At 39.5% G+C, this 16,891-nt stretch carries 16 protein-coding genes and 1 pseudogene; 7 read left to right on the top strand and 10 right to left on the bottom strand.

Translation table 11 applies throughout. The features are described 5' to 3' along the window. From Q0F90_RS02770 to Q0F90_RS02750, 5 genes are all read left to right on the top strand, one after another. Positions 1-621: chorismate synthase (locus Q0F90_RS02770; RefSeq protein WP_296003137.1), on the top strand; the 621-nt coding region annotated here is incomplete at its 5' end. Then, positions 608-1,747, top strand: coding sequence for a bifunctional chorismate mutase/prephenate dehydratase (locus tag Q0F90_RS02765; RefSeq protein ID WP_296003135.1), 1,140 nt, complete (start codon positions 608-610; stop codon positions 1,745-1,747). The genes Q0F90_RS02770 and Q0F90_RS02765, both read left to right, overlap by 14 nt. A gap of 123 nt (positions 1,748-1,870) precedes the next feature. After that, the gene (locus tag Q0F90_RS02760; RefSeq protein WP_296003133.1) at positions 1,871-3,106 is read left to right on the top strand and encodes a shikimate kinase; all 1,236 of its coding nucleotides are present in this window, start codon (positions 1,871-1,873) and stop codon (positions 3,104-3,106) included. Between the two features lie 358 nt (positions 3,107-3,464). After that, the gene (locus Q0F90_RS02755; protein WP_296003131.1) at positions 3,465-4,082 is read left to right on the top strand and encodes a type II toxin-antitoxin system RelB/DinJ family antitoxin; all 618 of its coding nucleotides are present in this window, start codon (positions 3,465-3,467) and stop codon (positions 4,080-4,082) included. Next, positions 4,079-4,369 (top strand): type II toxin-antitoxin system RelE/ParE family toxin, encoded by a 291-nt coding sequence (locus tag Q0F90_RS02750; RefSeq protein ID WP_296003129.1) that lies wholly within the window; start codon positions 4,079-4,081, stop codon positions 4,367-4,369. Before Q0F90_RS02755 ends, Q0F90_RS02750 begins: the two co-directional genes overlap by 4 nt. A gap of 22 nt (positions 4,370-4,391) precedes the next feature. Here the strand turns inward: Q0F90_RS02750 and aroD are convergent, their stop codons facing one another. The 3 genes from aroD to Q0F90_RS02735 all read right to left on the bottom strand — a co-directional run bounded on the left by aroD (position 4,392) and on the right by Q0F90_RS02735 (position 7,434). After that, a complete protein-coding gene (gene aroD, locus Q0F90_RS02745) occupies positions 4,392-5,186 on the bottom strand; it encodes a type I 3-dehydroquinate dehydratase (RefSeq protein ID WP_296003127.1) in 795 nt (264 codons plus the stop codon). Positions 5,187-5,507: 321 nt separating this feature from the next. Then, positions 5,508-6,740 (bottom strand): MFS transporter, encoded by a 1,233-nt coding sequence (locus Q0F90_RS02740; RefSeq protein ID WP_296003126.1) that lies wholly within the window; start codon positions 6,738-6,740, stop codon positions 5,508-5,510. Between the two features lie 274 nt (positions 6,741-7,014). Continuing rightward, on the bottom strand, positions 7,015-7,434 hold the full coding sequence (locus tag Q0F90_RS02735; RefSeq protein WP_105098147.1) for an Rrf2 family transcriptional regulator: 420 nt from the start codon (positions 7,432-7,434) through the stop codon (positions 7,015-7,017). A 147-nt stretch (positions 7,435-7,581) separates the two neighbouring features. Here Q0F90_RS02735 and Q0F90_RS02730 point away from each other — a divergent pair, with 147 nt between their 5' ends. Continuing rightward, complete coding sequence (locus Q0F90_RS02730) at positions 7,582-8,949, top strand: NCS2 family permease (protein ID WP_296003123.1); 1,368 nt, start codon at positions 7,582-7,584, stop codon at positions 8,947-8,949. Between the two features lie 170 nt (positions 8,950-9,119). Here Q0F90_RS02730 and Q0F90_RS02725 read toward each other — a convergent pair whose 3' ends face one another. The 4 genes from Q0F90_RS02725 to Q0F90_RS02710 form a co-directional block, all read right to left on the bottom strand. Then, on the bottom strand, positions 9,120-10,445 hold the full coding sequence (locus tag Q0F90_RS02725; protein WP_296003121.1) for a hypothetical protein: 1,326 nt from the start codon (positions 10,443-10,445) through the stop codon (positions 9,120-9,122). Positions 10,446-10,511: 66 nt separating this feature from the next. After that, positions 10,512-11,177 (bottom strand): hypothetical protein, encoded by a 666-nt coding sequence (locus Q0F90_RS02720; protein WP_296003118.1) that lies wholly within the window; start codon positions 11,175-11,177, stop codon positions 10,512-10,514. Between the two features lie 105 nt (positions 11,178-11,282). Next, positions 11,283-12,029, bottom strand: a complete 747-nt coding sequence (locus tag Q0F90_RS02715; protein ID WP_296003116.1) for a hypothetical protein — start codon at positions 12,027-12,029, stop codon at positions 11,283-11,285. A 233-nt stretch (positions 12,030-12,262) separates the two neighbouring features. Then, positions 12,263-12,775 carry a pyridoxamine 5'-phosphate oxidase family protein gene (locus Q0F90_RS02710; protein ID WP_296003115.1) on the bottom strand — a complete coding sequence of 171 codons (513 nt, stop codon included), beginning with the start codon at positions 12,773-12,775 and terminating at the stop codon, positions 12,263-12,265. A 285-nt stretch (positions 12,776-13,060) separates the two neighbouring features. On the opposite strand from Q0F90_RS02710, the gene Q0F90_RS02705 reads away from it, so the two are divergent. Further along, entirely contained in the window at positions 13,061-14,503 is a 1,443-nt protein-coding gene (locus Q0F90_RS02705) for an amino acid permease (RefSeq protein ID WP_296003112.1), read from the top strand. A 35-nt stretch (positions 14,504-14,538) separates the two neighbouring features. On the opposite strand, the gene Q0F90_RS02700 is transcribed toward Q0F90_RS02705, so the two are convergent. The 3 genes and pseudogenes from Q0F90_RS02700 to Q0F90_RS02690 all read right to left on the bottom strand — a co-directional run. After that, the gene (locus Q0F90_RS02700; protein ID WP_296003110.1) at positions 14,539-15,111 is read right to left on the bottom strand and encodes an immunity protein YezG family protein; all 573 of its coding nucleotides are present in this window, start codon (positions 15,109-15,111) and stop codon (positions 14,539-14,541) included. A gap of 275 nt (positions 15,112-15,386) precedes the next feature. Beyond that, positions 15,387-16,511 carry a cation diffusion facilitator family transporter gene (locus Q0F90_RS02695; RefSeq protein ID WP_296003108.1) on the bottom strand — a complete coding sequence of 375 codons (1,125 nt, stop codon included), beginning with the start codon at positions 16,509-16,511 and terminating at the stop codon, positions 15,387-15,389. Positions 16,512-16,750: 239 nt separating this feature from the next. Further along, positions 16,751-16,891, bottom strand: a pseudogene (locus tag Q0F90_RS02690) (RluA family pseudouridine synthase); the annotation flags it as partial.

Below are 16,891 nucleotides of genomic sequence, written 5' to 3'. Positions count from 1 at the left end.
GTGGGAACGCTCCAAGATGCTCCTATCGATATGGTTCATCCAGATATGACAGCACTCGGTAACATCGCTACAGAGCCAATTGCTATGCTCGATTCAGATAAACGGGCTGAAGTGGAAAAACTTGTAATGCAGCTTAAAAAGGACGGCGACTCTACAGGTGGTATCGTTGAAGTCGTTGCCACAGGCCTACCTATTGGCCTTGGCAATCCAAACTTTGACGGTATCGAAAACCGTTTAGCTCGCGTTATCTTTGGTGTACCTGCTATTAAGGGCGTATCCTTCGGCGGTGGATTTGACATGTGTGCTAAGCTTGGTTCCGAAGTGAATGATGCTTTCACCATGAACGACGACAAGATTACAACAACTACCAATAATAGCGGTGGTATCCAAGGCGGTATTACCAATGGTTTGCCTCTCGTTATGCAAGTAGGCATCAAGCCAACACCATCCATTTATAAAGAACAACATTCTGTATCACTTTCCCGAAAAGAGGACACATTGCTCACCATTCAAGGTCGTCACGACCCATGTGTGGCACTTCGTGCAGTACCTGTTATCGAAGCCGTAACAGCCCTCGTTATTCTTGATTTCTTAGGAGATATTGACCATGAACTTAGATGAAGTACGCGTTAAAATTAACGACATAAACGATCAGATGCTCGAATTATTCAAAGAGCGCATGGAACTCTCCAAAGACGTTGCAGCGGCAAAGAAAGAAATGAATAAAGCCATTTATGATGCCAAGCGTGAACGGGATATTCTCGACAAAGTAACGAGAGATGCAGGCCCTGATCTCGATCTATATGCGCGCCGTTTCTTCGAAGCATTATTTAGCTTGAGCCGTACCTATCAGTCTGAACAATTATTTCAAGACAACGAATTCACTATAAAAATGAAAAAAGCCATTGAGCAATCTCCTACCTTGCCGCCTCAACGGGGCAGCGTAGCTTGTGCTGGTGTATTCGGTAGCAATGCTCAAATGGCGTGCGACAAATTATTGCCCCTCAGCCAAATTCATTACGTAACGGGCTTCCGTGCCGTTTTTGATGCGGTGGAATCCGGCGAATGTCAATTTGGTGTATTGCCTATCGAAAATAGCTCCAATGGTTCTGTAAAAGAAGTATACGACCTCTTAGAAGAGCGCAAATGCTATATCGTACGCGGTACGCGCCTTTGGATTTCTCACGATCTACTCGTGAAAAAGGGCACAAAACTAGAAGATATTCATACCATCATATCCCACCCTCAGGCGTTGGGCCAATGTAGTCACTTCCTAGATACATTAGAGGGCGTAGAATTACGTTCCTTCGATAATACGGCTCGTGCAGCACAAATGGTAGCAGCTAGTGATGATCCAGGCGTAGCAGCTATTGCAGCACCTCAATGTGCAGACTTGTACAACTTGTCTCCGTTGATGCGCAATATCCAAAATAGTGATAACAACTATACGCGCTTTATCTGCATCAGCAAGGACTTCCATGTGTACCCAGGGGCCAATAAAATCTCTGTAGTAACCACAGCCAGCCATGCTCCAGGTGGTCTTGGTACATTGCTTACCAAGTTTGCTAACATCGGCGTAAACCTTACAAAGCTCGAATCCCGCCCTATCGTAGGCCATAACTTTGAGTTCTTGTTCTACCTCGATTTAGAGGCATCCTTAGCAGATCCAAAGGTATTATCCGTTCTAGCAGAGCTTCACACATCACAAGATAAGTTCCGCTTACTCGGCAACTACCCTGAAAACTAATATATTCATCTGTACTAGTACCTATAAGAGCATATATAGTACAATGAATATAGTTATAAAACTCCAATGGCTAATAGGTACCAGCCTATTAGCCATTCTATGTATATTGACCTAGGAGGTCCTATGAAATTTGGTTTACTTGGCCGTACGTTGGGCCATAGCTTCTCCCCTCGCATTCACAGTGCATTAGGAAATACAAATTATGAATTATTTGAGCGCGAACCAAGCCAATTGCAAGAGTTCTTTGATGACCAAGAATTACAAGGCATTAATATTACCTTCCCTTACAAGGTAAATGCCCTTGAAGCTTGTGATGTTGTTGATCCTCGCGCCGAACGCATCGGTTGTGTAAATACAATGGTTCGCAAAGATGGTAAATGGCACGGCTATAATACAGACTATGATGGTTTTGTATTTACCCTACAACATGCAGGCATCGATGTATCTGGCAAGGAATGTATCATTCTTGGCGATGGTGCTTCCTCTGCTACTGTTCACGTGGCTCTCGAAGATTTAGGTGCTAAAAACATCGTTCATTTATCTCGCAAAACAGCTCCATACTATGGTGATGCGCCAAACTATTATGAAACAGCGCAGATTATTATTAACTGCACGCCTATCGGTATGTATCCTCACAATCCGGCCAACCTCATTGATATTACGCAGTTTTCTAAATTGGAAGGCGTTGTAGACCTCATCTATAATCCACGCCGTACGATTCTTCTGCTGCAAGCCGAAATGATGGATGTTCCTCACTGTGATGGCCTGCCATTCCTCGTGGCTCAAGGCGTTGAGGCGGCTAATCATTTCCAAGGTGAAAGCTTTGGCACCAAAGAAATCGAGCAAATCTTACGGGATATGCGCCGGGAAAAGGAAAATATCATCCTCATTGGCATGCCTGGTGTAGGCAAAACAACGGTTGGTAAAGCAATTGGTGAAGAAACAGGCCGCACGTGGTTTGATGTAGATCAAGAACTAGAAAAAGAAATTGGTGATATTTCCACCTATATTACGGAACAAGGGGAACCAGCGTTCCGCGAAAAAGAAGCGGAAATGATTGCAAAACTCGGCACTCAAACTGGCCTTGTTATCTCCACTGGTGGCGGCTGTGTAACAGTACCTAAAAACTACGCACACCTACGCCAAAATGGTCGCATTTACCAATTAACACAACCGGTAGAAAACCTATCTACCTCCGGTCGTGTACTCTCTAGTGGCGGTCTAGACCGTTTACGCGAGCTTGAAGAAATTCGTACACCAATGTATGAAAGCTTCGCACAATGCATCGTAGAACATAACCGCAATGCACCAGAAACAGTAGCGGCTATCCTAGAAGACTTTGAAGCAAATTTATTGTAAGAGCTTGTATAGCGTATTTGTTAAACACTTTACAAATAAATCGGTAAGAGCATATACCTCTGAATTAGTAAGAACCTCAACATTTTTATAAGTAAATGCATTTACATCTGTATTTCTAGATAAAACTAAAACGCATATCATAATACCTATGATATAAACTGAAAAGCAGTAGCTATCCTATGGATGACTACTGCTTTTTTATTTCCCCTATGTATTATATATATTTGTAGAAAATTCTATTTGCAATTACAATGTAATTACAAATAGAATTGATTAACGTAAATACCTTTTAATATAAACTCAACAATATGATCTACGAATTACAGTCACAAGCCAAAAGAATACTAGGAGAGATACTATGAAAACCGTAAACCTACAAGTCCGCATCAACGAAGAGCTAAAACAGGAAGTATCTAGCATATTAAAGGCACAGGGCCTATCCTATACATCCATGCTAGACGCACTATTTCGTCAAATTATAAAAGAACGTCGCATTCCTTTCGCTATTGCTTTACCAACAACTCCTACAGAAAAAACACCAACGCCAAGTACACTCAACAATGACGGCACCTACGAACAACCCCGAACTACATTAAAAGCATCAGATACTACTAGTACATACGGAACATCAACAGCAAACGAGGTAGAAATATCCTTTGATAAGATTGATAAAACGGGGATTCTTAATATTCGGATCAACCCTAAAGTTAAGACACTAACAACAGCAATCTTAAAAGAAATGGGATTAACTATATCATTATTAGTTACTCTAATCTCCAAACAAATACAATTTTCAAAAGCAATTCCTAAGTCAGTAAACAAGCCTATCGCTTGTGACTCTATGAATGCAGATTTTCTTACTGATGATGAAATCGATCAACTATTAGAATTAGCATGCGCGGATATAGAGCAAGGTAATCTAACTCCTTTAGAAGATGTTATTTCTGAATTAAAGAAAGAAGGCCTTCTCTTATGAGACATAAGATTTTACTATCTAAAACCGCTAAGAAAGACCTTAAAAATATACTATTATCATTAAAAGAAAAAACAGAAGATTTAAACCTTATTCTTCAACATCAATCAGAAATCATTGATAATGCATTCTCGCTTGATATTTTTCCTGAAAGGTATCCTTTATATCACGGAAAATATAATAAGCAAAATTTCCGAAAAATGGCCACTAAACATTATATTATCTTATACTCTATAAAAAATAAAACTGTAATAATTAAGAAAGTACTAACGCAAGGTATGAGTATATAAAAAGTCGGCTCTCGCCGACTTTTTAATGTACTTTTACGCGTTTATGTTGTTGTTCGTCGAATACGCCATCTACGTCGATGGTATCTAGAATTCGTTTTAGTTCATGCACATCGATTTGACCTGGTGCAGATGCTTTGCCCGCAGAGGCAAAGGTCATAGCATTACCAAATAATGCACCTGCAGCACGTGTTACAGCCCCCAATGGTCCCATGGCCATCGTAATGATTGGATCAGATGGATATAAGGCTTTAACTTCCGCCGTTGCTTCAAGAAGGGTTAACACATCCCCTGTAGTATGAGGCATAACGGCCATCTTTGGCACATCGGCCAAGAATTCTTTCATTTGAATGAGACGATTTACAATAACCTCATGGCTTGGTGTGCCATGAAAATCATGATTACTCATTACTATGGTTACACCATGTACCTTAGCAAATTCTATTGTTTTAAGCATTCTATCTTGATCAAAGAATAGCTCAATATCGATAGCATCTACTAATCCTGTCGGTATAAGACGCTCTAGCATTGTAAAGTAATCTTGTGTAGAAATAGCTTTCTCGCCGCCTTCACCTTTTGTGCGCCATGTAAACAACAAAGCACGACCTTTTAATTGAGGCTTGATGAGCATTAATAGTTCAATAATAGCGTCAATGGAGTGGGCCCGCTCGTAATAGTCAATGCGTAGCTCCACAACGTGACACGGCGTATTACATACAACCGCAGTGGCATCAAGAATTTCTTTCATGGTTGTGCCCACAATAGGCACGCATATTTTTGTACCCTTTTCACCGAGTACAGTATGACCGATACGGACCATAATAACTCCTTTCTGTCCCACACGGTGAGACGAATGACTTACCTTAAATTAACTATATACCAATATTTTTGTAAAAGCAATCAATCAGCCCATATTGAATTGCTATTCACTAAAAGCGTATGAAAGCCTGTCATTATGCACTAAAACAGTATTCTTAGATTAACGATTAACATCATTTTTAATTATATCCTACTCTTTAGGCGTTATATAAATCAGTCATATTATTCAGCTTTCATAAACCAAGGTCTATTATAAAAAAAAGATACCTTATCAACTGCTAATGCAATTGACAAGGTATCTTTTAAATCACCGTAAAATATATTAATCATGTTGTATAGACATTTTCCGAGCTTGGTATCCCATATAGAGTAATAGCAAACCGGTAATGCTAAATACGTAGGATATGCCAATGTAGGTAGATACTATACTTGCAAATACAGGGCCTACCATGGATCCAAATTGTTGAGCTGTCGTAGTCATACCAAACATGCGACCTCTAAAGCTTGGATCTGTATTAAGTGTTACCGCTGCACTCAAGGATGGGTTGATACCTACGATACAAGAGCCAATTAGCACTTGTAAGACACCAAACCACCAAATCCCTACTGGCAAGCTTTGGAGTAGAAGAACGACGCCACTGCCAAGCATACAATAGGAAATCGTTCTAAAGTAGCCCCGACGCTCACCAAGTCGCACCCATAAATTCGTCGTTAAGGAACCTGCTAGACCACCAATACTCAAGATAGTACCGGAAATGATGGCAGCCCCTTCCATTGTGCCTTGCATATCACCTACATAGAGGGACAAAATCGGTTGCAACATCATGATGGCGCATTGCATAAAGAAGAAAATCCAGAGTAATCGGACTAGTACAGGCTGCTCCCGTACAGCTTTAAAATCTTCACGTAAGGATGTAGATTTATTAGGTTGAGCAGATTGAGCTTTTCCGGCATCGCCTGCAGACTGTAATTTTGGCTCTTTCACAAAGAACAATACCGCTAAGGTAGCGATAAGTACAGCAACACCAGATACATAAAATACGGGACGCATGCCTACGATACTTTCAATGGCACCACCTAAAAATGGACCAACCACATTGCCTAAAATTAGGCCCGTTTGGAAAATACCGAGAGCGCGGCCTACCTGTTTCTCGTCGACGCTGAGGGATACCATGGTCATAGCTGCCGGATAGAATCCATTAGCAAAGCCAACAAAGGCTCGGCCTAGCAATAGTTCATACTCATTGTTAACCATACCAATGAGAACATAGGAAACGGCAATCGCAAAACCAGCTCGCAAAGCCATCCTCTTCTTGCCCTTGTTATCTGCAATTTTTCCCCAAATCGGCGCCATAATGCCCGCGATAAGGAAGGTAATCCCAAAGACGAGGCCAGACCAGAGGGCTACGTCATCCTTTGGCACTCCTAATTCCAATAGATAGATAGGTAAGAAAGGAATGATCATGGTGTAACATACGGCCAATACCGTCATGGCAGCCGTAATAATCCATACATTGCGCATGCCACCTCGAGCATCATATACAGTTGTACTCATTTTGACCTCCTCTCCATATAATCATATAGCTCATATAGCTCATATATCTCACATAGCTCACATAGCTCGTTTAGCTCACATAGCTCGTTTAGCTAATCAATCAATCATGTCTAAGCAAACGTACATAGCTAATCAAAATTCACTAATATATAAAGAAGAGCCGCATACGAAACGCGACTCTTTCAATACATTACCTAATAGATAGCCATATCAATAGGTGCTAACGAGTACTAATACTAGTGCTTATACTAAAACAGTTAGATTAAGCTATCATTTATTCCGTTGGGAATTTGTGATCCATTACGTCTTGCAATGAAACGCGTTCCATTACATGGCGAAATTCTGCTTGTAAGTGCTGCCACAATGGAGCCGTCAAGCAATCGTTAAACATAGGACATGGCTCTACATCATCTTCTAAACAAGATACGAGAGCAATGGAGTCCTCTGCAGCATATAAAATTTCATATACATTGTATTCAGATGGAGACTTTACCAAGCGATATCCACCGTATTTACCACGGCCACTTTTAACGAGGCCAGCGGAGGATAAGCGAGATACAATCCCCTCTAAGTATTTATCGGAAAATCCTTGGCGTTCAGCAATTTCACGAATGGGTACATTTTTTTCTACCCCGTGCTCTGCAATATCAGCCAATATCCGTAGAGCATAACGCCCTTTAGTAGATATTTTCATAAGTTAACCTCTAAGTCATTCATAATATATTTATAGTATATCATAAATTCATACAAAAAATGGTGGGAAATATGGTACACTATACATATATCGAAATATTTTCATTTAGATATAATTTTTAATTTCATATCGGGAGGGTGTTATCTAATGTTAGATAAACTATTTCAACTCAGTGAGCGCGGTACCACTGTTAAAACCGAAATTTTAGCAGGTATTACTACGTTTATCACAATGGCGTACATCCTATTCTTGGCGCCTAACATTCTTAGTCTTGCAGGGATGGATAAAGACGCAGTCCTCATCGCTACAGCCTTAGGTGGTGGCCTTGTAACGATTGCTATGGGTTTATTTGTAAACTATCCAATCGCCCTCGCTCCAGGGGTTGGCCTCTTAGCCTTTTACTCCTTTACCGTAGTTCTCGGTATGGGCGTAACTTGGCAAACAGCTTTGGGTGCTGTATTTATCTCCGGTCTCGTATTCCTCGTATTAACACTTACGTCGATACGCCAAATGATCGTTGAAGGCATCCCTGCCTCTATGAAGGTTGCCATTACTGTTGGTATTGGCCTCTTCATCGCTATTATCGGCTTAAAATTATCCGGCTTGATGGCAATCTCTATTAGTTTGTCTCCAAACTCCTTAGGCCAAGTTGTGCAAACACATGGTAATTTAGTACCTCCAGCATCCGAAGCACTCTTGACGCTCGGTAATTTGCACAGTGGTGAAACATTGTTGGCTCTATTCTCACTCATCTTTACAGCTCTATTGATGGCTCGTAAAATTCAAGGTTCTCTCTTGATTGGTGTGGCAGTAACAACAATTCTTTCCTACGTTACTGGTCTTTCTACAATGCCTGAGAACTTCACTGTATTGGCAGTGCCTGATTTCTCTAAAGCTGCATTCCTTCAATTAGATATTCCTGGTGCGCTCCACATGGGCTTAATCACGATTATCTTCTCCTTCACCTTCGTAGAATTGTTCGACTCCATGGGTACTTTGATAGGTACTGCTACGGAAGCGAAAATTGCTGATCCTAAATCTGGTAAATTCCCAGGTCTTGGTAAAGCCATGACTGTCGATGCTATCGGTGTTAGTACTGGTGCGTTACTCGGTACTTCTACGATTACTGCCTTTGTTGAAAGTGCGGCAGGTGTAGGTGCTGGTGGTCGTACAGGCTTAACAGCTGTTACAACAGGCGTATTATTTTTAATCTGCTTGTTCTTGGCTCCAATCGTATCCTTGGTGCCAAATGCAGCCACATCTCCTGTTCTTATCATTGTTGGTGCCCTTATGTTAGGCGCTATCCGCAATATCGACTTCGATGATTGGACAGAAGGCTTCCCTGCATACCTCGTTATCGTTTTGATGCCTTTCACATATAGCATCGCTAACGGTATCTCTGCAGGTCTTGTTGCATACCCTCTACTTAAAATTATTGCAGGTCGTGCAAAAGAGGTTAACTGGATTATGTACGTATTGGCGGTACTCGTTATCATCCGCTACGTATTCTTCTAATTAACGAATGCCCATAATTATGCGTTTAGTGAAAGCTAACAGTCTATTGCTATAACTCACTACTACGCTAAGAACTAAATATATGTAAATTACATATACTAAAAGAACCTATCTCTAAAGATATCAGTAAAATATCTATGAGATAGGTTCTTTTTATATGCTGTTTAGTATTAACGAATCGTTTTTACACCAATTAAGTCTGTACGACTTGGATCGATATCCTTTAACGGAACTACATGCTCTCTATAAAAGTCTGCTTCAGATGCTTTCACAGGCACTTGGAAGAACAAGAAATACGCCATATTATCCTTGTACCACGTAACACTGCGTACTAAGCCCTTATCTACATCCCCTGTATAGTGAACATCACCTATTGGGGTAGAGTCAGTCCACTGTACGTCATGGTACTCCATTGGAATATATTCTTCAGGCCATACAGTATCCATAGAGTAGCTCATACGGAAGACCATCGTATGAGTTACCCAACGGCCACTGCGCTCTTGGTACTCTTTACCTTGCTTCCAATATACAGTTTCTAATACATCATTGTCATAGAAATGTGTAGCATAGTATGTATAGCCAAGCGGTAAATAACTTGGTACCGATACGTCATAGGACACCTTATGAGATGCATCGATTACACCGCTAGGTAGACCGATGGATTTACTAGTAAGTATAGGCCACACAGAATTTGTATGTGTACGTAATGGCAGCCCAATCGATTCATAAGGAGGCCATTCAGGCTCATCATTTTGTTTAACCTTTTTCGCATCGTTTTCTTCAACATATTGCACATCATTACGATCACCACGTAATCGAGTATCATCAGCGGCTACGTTAGTAAGAGGACCTACAGAGTCTACAATTTTGCTGACATAGTTTTGAGTTCTGAAAGAAGCAAAGTAAAGCATATATACTTTATTATCTTTTTCCCAGTAAGCGATTTGAATAGCGTCTTTGTTATGACCTAAGGTATGTACAGAGATTCCATCAGGGGTAGTAAAGCTAACGGCATCCTTAGCATTGTAATTTGTCTTTTCTAATATAGGCTTTACTACTGTATCGATAGCCCAACCCATGCGATATACAATATCTGTATTAGAGAAGGTTAATTTTGGACCATATTCTCCATCATGTCCTGTTTCCGTATAAACGATTTCTAATACATCATGGTCCTTGGCCGTTACATCGCGTACTGCATAGTCTTTAGGCATATAAGACGGAACTTGTATAGGATAGCCAAATTCTTGGGCGACACTTTCAATGTTAGGTTCGACTAAATCATTATCACCAACTTGATCATACCAGCGATAACGATCAGCGAGTTTTTTATTATCATCGATAATTTTCTGATTATCTACCTCTCGTTCAACAGTAACCGTATTACCATTTTTATCTATTAACGGGTATGTAGCACTAACTGGCTGTACGCCAAAGGTGCTTACTGCCGTAGCCATCGCGGCACATAAAACAGCAGATGTTATTATTTTCTTCATATTCTCTCCTCTTTGAGCGGTTACATACGTTACCGCTTTGTTCCAAATAATTTGCTACGTGAGCATCTATATTTTCACAGGCTCCACATGCTCCTTATAGAATTCAGCATCAACTGACTTCACAGATTCTAAGAACAATAAGGAGTATGCCATACCGTCCTTTGTCCACGTAATGCTACGGATTAGTTGTGCTGCTGGATCACCTGTATAATATACCTCGCCAGTTTCACCTTGTTCAGACCATTCAAAATCCTTATACTCACCGGGAACATACGGTACATCTTTTACATCGTTCACGGAATAGCCCATTCTATAAACGAAAATACTACCAGAGTTTCTCTTCCCAACTCGATATGTTTGGGAATTTTTTATAAAGTATACAACCTCTAACACATCATTTTTTTCTTGACGTACTGTATAGATTTCATAGCCATAAGGGATATAACTAGGGGCCTTAACCTCATATGGAAGCTTCTTCACTGCCTCTAATAACTTTCCGTTAAAAGTATGCGCCTTTTTTGTATTCTCTATAGGCCAATCATGAAAGTGCCACTGTAAACCATCCATTCTAGGCTCGACATTTTTAAAATTATGTCCTAACTTAAGCGTTTTAGTGGATACAGAATTATCTGTAGATATAGCAGTGTCTACAGTATCCGCTGTTACACTTCCTACAGATAGTAACCCAACAGCTATAGTAGCTAAGATGGACTTATATATAGTTTTATTCATCTTCTTTCCTCGTTAAGCGATTACATATTTCACCGCTATTACACAATATATTGTTCTAGATACGGTGTGTATTACATACAGCTTGTATTACATCCCGTTTATCTCCTAAGGAATGATTCGTTCTTTTGTTTTAGTAAAAGTCTTCGTAATCGGATAGTTTCCTAATAATTCATAACGGGAGCTATCTATAGTTTTAACAGGCACAATATGTTCTTTATAGAATTCAGCATCAACTGCTTTCACAGGTTCTAAGAACAATAAGGAATACGCCATACCATCCTTTGCCCACGTAATGCTACGAACCATATGTGTTTCAGGATTACCCGTATAATACACCTCACCAGCTATACCTTGTTCAGACCATTCAAAATCTTTATACTCAGCAGGAATATATGCTGTATCTCTTACGGTATCCAAGGAATATCCCATTCGATAGGCCATAACATTAGTAATAAATTTTCTCCCATCATTATAGATAGGTGCATTTCTTTTGTAATATACAACCTCTAGTACATCATTTCGATCATGACGCGCTGTATACAGCTGATATCCATAAGGAATATACCTAGGTACCTCAGCCTCATACGGTAATTTCTGAGTAGCCTCTACTACGCCCTTAAAGTTACGAGCACTGTCTTGAGTCATCAAAGGCCAACCTACTAATTGCGCTCTTGGTAGTTGAATAATTACAGAAGCATTAGCCATGTTTGGTGTAACATTTTTAGAATTAGATAGGGCCTCAGAATTATTAGTAGATACAGACTGATCAACAGTCTCTGCTGATACATAGCTTACAGATAGTAAACCAACAGCTATAGCAGCTAAAATAGACTTACATAGTATTTTTCTCATATTCTCTCCTCATTAAGCATTTATATGCTTTAAATAATGATATATTTCTTTATATATATCAGAAATACCATTATTATTCTGTTGCCCGTGCTACCTCATAAAGCCTTTATTCATTCTATCGTAAAGGTAACCTTTCCTAATAAGAGAGCCATAGAGCTATATTGTATTTATTTGCATAAAAAAATCCTACTGACCGCTATATCATAATAGAGTTCAGTAGGATTGTTGTATCATTATTTAGTTAATGGAGGCATAATAGTATCTTGCTCTAGTTGTCTTCGACGTTTTGCAGTATAATCTACTACTTTAATTTGAACTACACCTACAGAATTTACCATGGCTTCCGTAAAAGTAAACTCTCGACCTGTCTGATGTTTCATCAACACTTGTAAGCCATGAGACTTTTCATCAATAGCATCTAAATAGGTAGCCTCTCCACGCCCCATCACACTAGAGTAAACCGAGCTATATTTACATGGCATATCGCCACCTGAAACGAGGGCTTCATCACTACCATCAATTTCGATAAATACATGAGAATTCGCTTGAATCAAATTAAACTTCTTTCCCTCATGATGGCCGTGTACATAGATATAAAGTATGTCATCTATAAATTCATATCCAAAATGTAAGGGCACCACGTAAGGATATTCACCATCCATCAGACCTAGGTGAATGATACGAGTGCTACTTAAAATACCTTTAATTTCATCTATATTGGTAACCATGCGATCTTGTCGTCTCATAATAGCCTCCACGGTTATACGTAAAAAATAATCTTTATATCATTATAGCAAATCCTGAAAAGCTTTTTAGACATAGTATGGTTTCAAAATATGAATAATTTCTCTTTTATTCGTATATTAATAATACTATTTTATTTAAATGTCCACTGTATAAATACATTTGACTTTTTACAATAGATACCGTATTATAAGAAAATAGTTTTATAGATTCTATAGATTATAAAAGCTATGGTTATCCATGGCTTTTTATATTTGTAGATAGTTTGTAGAAAAGAGGTCTTTACTATGTCTGATACGCATCAGTTAAAACGGGGACTTAAGAACCGGCACGTACAGTTGCTCGCCATCGGCGGTGCTATTGGTACAGGCTTATTCTTAGGCTCCGGTCGAGCCATTCACTTGGCTGGTCCATCCATTATTTTCGCCTACCTTATTACAGGTATTATCTGCTTCTTCATCATGAGAGCATTAGGCGAATTATTATTATCCAACTTAAATCACCACTCTTTTATCGACTTTGTCGAGGATTATTTAGGTGATCGAGCTGCCTTTATCACTGGATGGACATACTGGTTCTGTTGGCTTTCACTAGCCATGGCTGACTTGACGGCCGTAGGCCTCTATATGCAGTACTGGATACCATGGCTGCCACAATGGATACCGGCCTTACTCGTCCTAGTGGCCTTACTATTAATGAATTTAACAGCTGTAAAATATTTCGGTGAAATGGAGTTCTGGTTTGCCTTAATCAAGGTAATTGCCATCATCTCCCTCATTATTATCGGTATCATCATGATTTTTACTGGCTTTACTACTGATGCGGGCGTCGCCGCCTTTAGTAACATGTGGAATTATGGAGGATGGTTCCCGAACGGAACGATGGGCTTTATCTTATCATTCCAAATGGTTGTATTTGCTTTCACAGGCATCGAGCTTGTAGGTTTAACAGCTGGTGAAACGGAAGATCCTGAAAAGGTTATTCCAATGGCCATCAACAACATTCCATTGCGTATTATTCTATTCTATGTAGGCTCTTTGGCCATCATCATGAGTATTTACCCTTGGACGGCTGTTAACCCATCTGCTAGCCCATTTGTAGCTGTGTTTACCGCTGTTGGTATCGCCGCCGCTGCAGGCATCGTAAACTTCGTTGTACTTACCTCTGCTGCATCTGCTACTAACTCTGGTATCTTTAGTACAGGCCGTATGATTTACGCCCTTGCTAAACGCGGTCACGCGCCAAGCTCTATGCGTCGCTTAACGCACAGCAGCGTACCGTACCAAGCGACGATTTTCTCTGCCGCCGTATTATTGATTACTGTTGTACTTAACTATGTCATGCCAGAAGCAGTATTCGTTATGATTACTTCTATTTCTACGTTCTGCTTCATCTTTATTTGGGCGATGATGGTTATTTGTCACCTCAAATATCGCAAGAAAAATCCTGAATTAGCGGCACAATCTAAATTCAAAATGCCCCTATACCCAGTAATGAATTACGTAATTCTCGCCTTCTTCGTTTTCGTTCTAGCTATTCTAGCACTAAACGAAGATACGAGAATCGCCCTCTTGTTCACACCAATTTGGTTCGTTATCCTTTGGGCCTTCTACTCCATGCTTAACACGGACGATGAAGATGCTCTTGGAGAAGAACTTATCGAGATGGCTGGCGTAAAAGAAATTTACAAAAAACCTAAAAAAGACGATTCCGACGACTACGTAATCTAATAACAAAACGCCCGTGCATAGCACGGGCGTTTCTTTTACTTCATAGTAGGGAAGTTTTGTTGTTCATATTGTTGTTGATACGCAGCTAAATTGCTTGTATCTTCATCATAGTTAAAGATTGTTTTACTGCGATATCCACCTTGTGTAATGATGATATCAATAGAGGACGGTACCTCTTGACCTGTACGTTGTAAATGGTTAACTAGCTCTTGTAAAGCTTCAGTTTGGCGGAAAGAGCCGGTCATGTATTTACCTTTAGATAAACCTGTATTTCTAATAACTTGACCATTATGTACTTGGCCTCTATTATCTACATAATAGAAACGTACAGCGGCCTTATCTCCCGTAGGCACTGCCTTAACATAAATAGTCTTCCAGTTCTTTTTAACCATAGCTTTAGTAGCATCTGCTAACTTATTAGACAAACGTTGTGTCTCTTTATTAGTAGCTTTGGATACACCATTTACCTGTTGAATTTCATCATTCATAGGCATTTCAATAAGTGATTCCACTGGATCTTGTTGTACCTTTTTAGCCTCTGCAGGCTGAACCGCCAACACACCAACGGCCGCCATTACAGCTAACGTTGTAAGAGCAAATTTTTTCATTCCATCTCTCCTTAGATAGGACTCCCTAAAACAAATTATATTTTACACAATACATTATATGCACTTAGTGCATAAATTTCAAGTCCGTCTAATTTTTGAGACTTACAAATGTTTCTTTATCCATCGCCACATAGAACCACCTTTCTCGTACTTATAGTATAGCTAACTTTATGGAGTAATAAAAGAAAAAGACTTTTACCATTTTTGACAAGATATAGTTTATCAATTATCGGTAAAAGTCTTTTATTTTATAACATTAGCTATACTTTTCTAAATTAGTTACTGAAGTCAGTATCTACAATAGCAAATTGTGTATATTCAGGGCAGCGTTTTTGCATTTCTGCTTTAATTTTTTCTAATGTGCCATGTGGATCTTCTTCGTCAAAATCAAAGATAATATCGTAGTAGATAACTTTCTTTTCTTCTTGTACGTAGAACGCGTGTACTTGTACTACATTTGTGTATAAGCTCACAACTTGATCAAGGGCCTTTCTAATTTCAAGGACTTCTAAACTTGGTTGGTTTTCAGCGTATACACCAACAGTCATAGCAATACCAAATTTTTTATAAAGATGAACGGCGATACCTTTTGTTAAAGGATGGATATCGGCCATAGTCATCGTATCTGGTACCGAAATATGGACAGAGCCAATTGTTTCACCAGGACCGTAGCTATTTAATACTAAGTCATATACACCGCCCACATTTGGATGTTGAGCGATAGTTTCTTTAATTTCACGAACTAGGTTATCGTCTGCACGAACACCGAGCAAGTGATTATACATTTCACGTAAAATATCGTAAGCAGCTTTCAAAATCAAAACAGAGATCGCTGCGCCTACATAGCCTTGAATATCAAAGTCAAAGAAGAATACCAAACCTGCAGATACCAATGTGGCAAAGGTAATCACCGCATCAAAGAGCGCATCTACGCCAGACGCTACAAGTGCATCAGATTTGTATTTCTCGCCTTGTGCCTTGATATAACGGCCCATTACTACTTTCACAACGATAGCAACGGCGATAATCGCGAGACTTGGAACATCAAAGGTAGATACCTCAGGATGAATAATTTTTTCTATGGATTCCTTAAGAGATCCAAGACCTGCACCAAGGATGATGAAAGCAATGGCCATAGTGGTCATATACTCTATACGACCGTGACCAAATGGATGCTCCTTATCGGCACCTTTGGCTGCTAATTTTGTACCAACGATGGTCAATACAGAGGACAATACGTCTGTTAAGTTGTTTACCGCATCAAGGATGATGGCAATAGAGTTAGACGCAAGGCCTATAATCATTTTAAAGATAACTAAAACGACGTTACCTATAATACCTTTTATACTGGCAAGCGTAATCCCCCGATTACGTGCTGCACCATTTTCTTGCAAAATCATACTACACCTCTTACATTCATTTCACTAAGCTATAAATCGAAGCCTATCGATTTATTTATATTCTTATTATAGCTTATCGATTATCATTTGTCATCATATTTTTTAAAAAAATTTTCATAAAATCATTGTAATTACTGAATTATCAATAATTCTCAATTCTCAATTAGAATATTTAGTGTATTGTGACTTCACAATTTATAGTACGAATCTATTGTTAACAATAATGTAATCAGATCAAATTATGCGGTAACCGTAATGCGCTCCCCTGTGCGCATGTGTGTAAATACTACCTTCTGAGCACGCAATTGGAACGGCTGCCCCGTTGGTTGTGCGCCGTATAATATATCCCCTACAAGAGGGTGACCGATATAACTAAAAGC

The organism is uncultured Veillonella sp., assembly GCF_934190855.1.
Lineage (GTDB): Bacteria > Bacillota > Negativicutes > Veillonellales > Veillonellaceae > Veillonella.
The sequence above is the reverse complement of the archived record's forward strand: the minus strand, read 5'-3'. Positions and strand labels throughout refer to the sequence as shown.

Coding starts and splice junctions, on each gene's coding strand:
- Q0F90_RS02735 (WP_105098147.1), bottom strand. CDS start 7,434: ATGAAAATATCTACTAAAGGGCGTTATGCTCTACGGATATTGGCTGAT.
- Q0F90_RS02705 (WP_296003112.1), top strand. CDS start 13,061: ATGTCTGATACGCATCAGTTAAAACGGGGACTTAAGAACCGGCACGTA.
- Q0F90_RS02725 (WP_296003121.1), bottom strand. CDS start 10,445: ATGAAGAAAATAATAACATCTGCTGTTTTATGTGCCGCGATGGCTACG.
- Q0F90_RS02715 (WP_296003116.1), bottom strand. CDS start 12,029: ATGAGAAAAATACTATGTAAGTCTATTTTAGCTGCTATAGCTGTTGGT.
- Q0F90_RS02700 (WP_296003110.1), bottom strand. CDS start 15,111: ATGAAAAAATTTGCTCTTACAACGTTAGCTGTAATGGCGGCCGTTGGT.
- Q0F90_RS02760 (WP_296003133.1), top strand. CDS start 1,871: ATGAAATTTGGTTTACTTGGCCGTACGTTGGGCCATAGCTTCTCCCCT.
- aroD (WP_296003127.1), bottom strand. CDS start 5,186: ATGGTCCGTATCGGTCATACTGTACTCGGTGAAAAGGGTACAAAAATA.
- Q0F90_RS02710 (WP_296003115.1), bottom strand. CDS start 12,775: ATGAGACGACAAGATCGCATGGTTACCAATATAGATGAAATTAAAGGT.
- Q0F90_RS02750 (WP_296003129.1), top strand. CDS start 4,079: ATGAGACATAAGATTTTACTATCTAAAACCGCTAAGAAAGACCTTAAA.
- Q0F90_RS02730 (WP_296003123.1), top strand. CDS start 7,582: ATGTTAGATAAACTATTTCAACTCAGTGAGCGCGGTACCACTGTTAAA.
- Q0F90_RS02740 (WP_296003126.1), bottom strand. CDS start 6,740: ATGAGTACAACTGTATATGATGCTCGAGGTGGCATGCGCAATGTATGG.
- Q0F90_RS02695 (WP_296003108.1), bottom strand. CDS start 16,511: ATGATTTTGCAAGAAAATGGTGCAGCACGTAATCGGGGGATTACGCTT.
- Q0F90_RS02720 (WP_296003118.1), bottom strand. CDS start 11,177: ATGAATAAAACTATATATAAGTCCATCTTAGCTACTATAGCTGTTGGG.
- Q0F90_RS02755 (WP_296003131.1), top strand. CDS start 3,465: ATGAAAACCGTAAACCTACAAGTCCGCATCAACGAAGAGCTAAAACAG.
- Q0F90_RS02765 (WP_296003135.1), top strand. CDS start 608: ATGAACTTAGATGAAGTACGCGTTAAAATTAACGACATAAACGATCAG.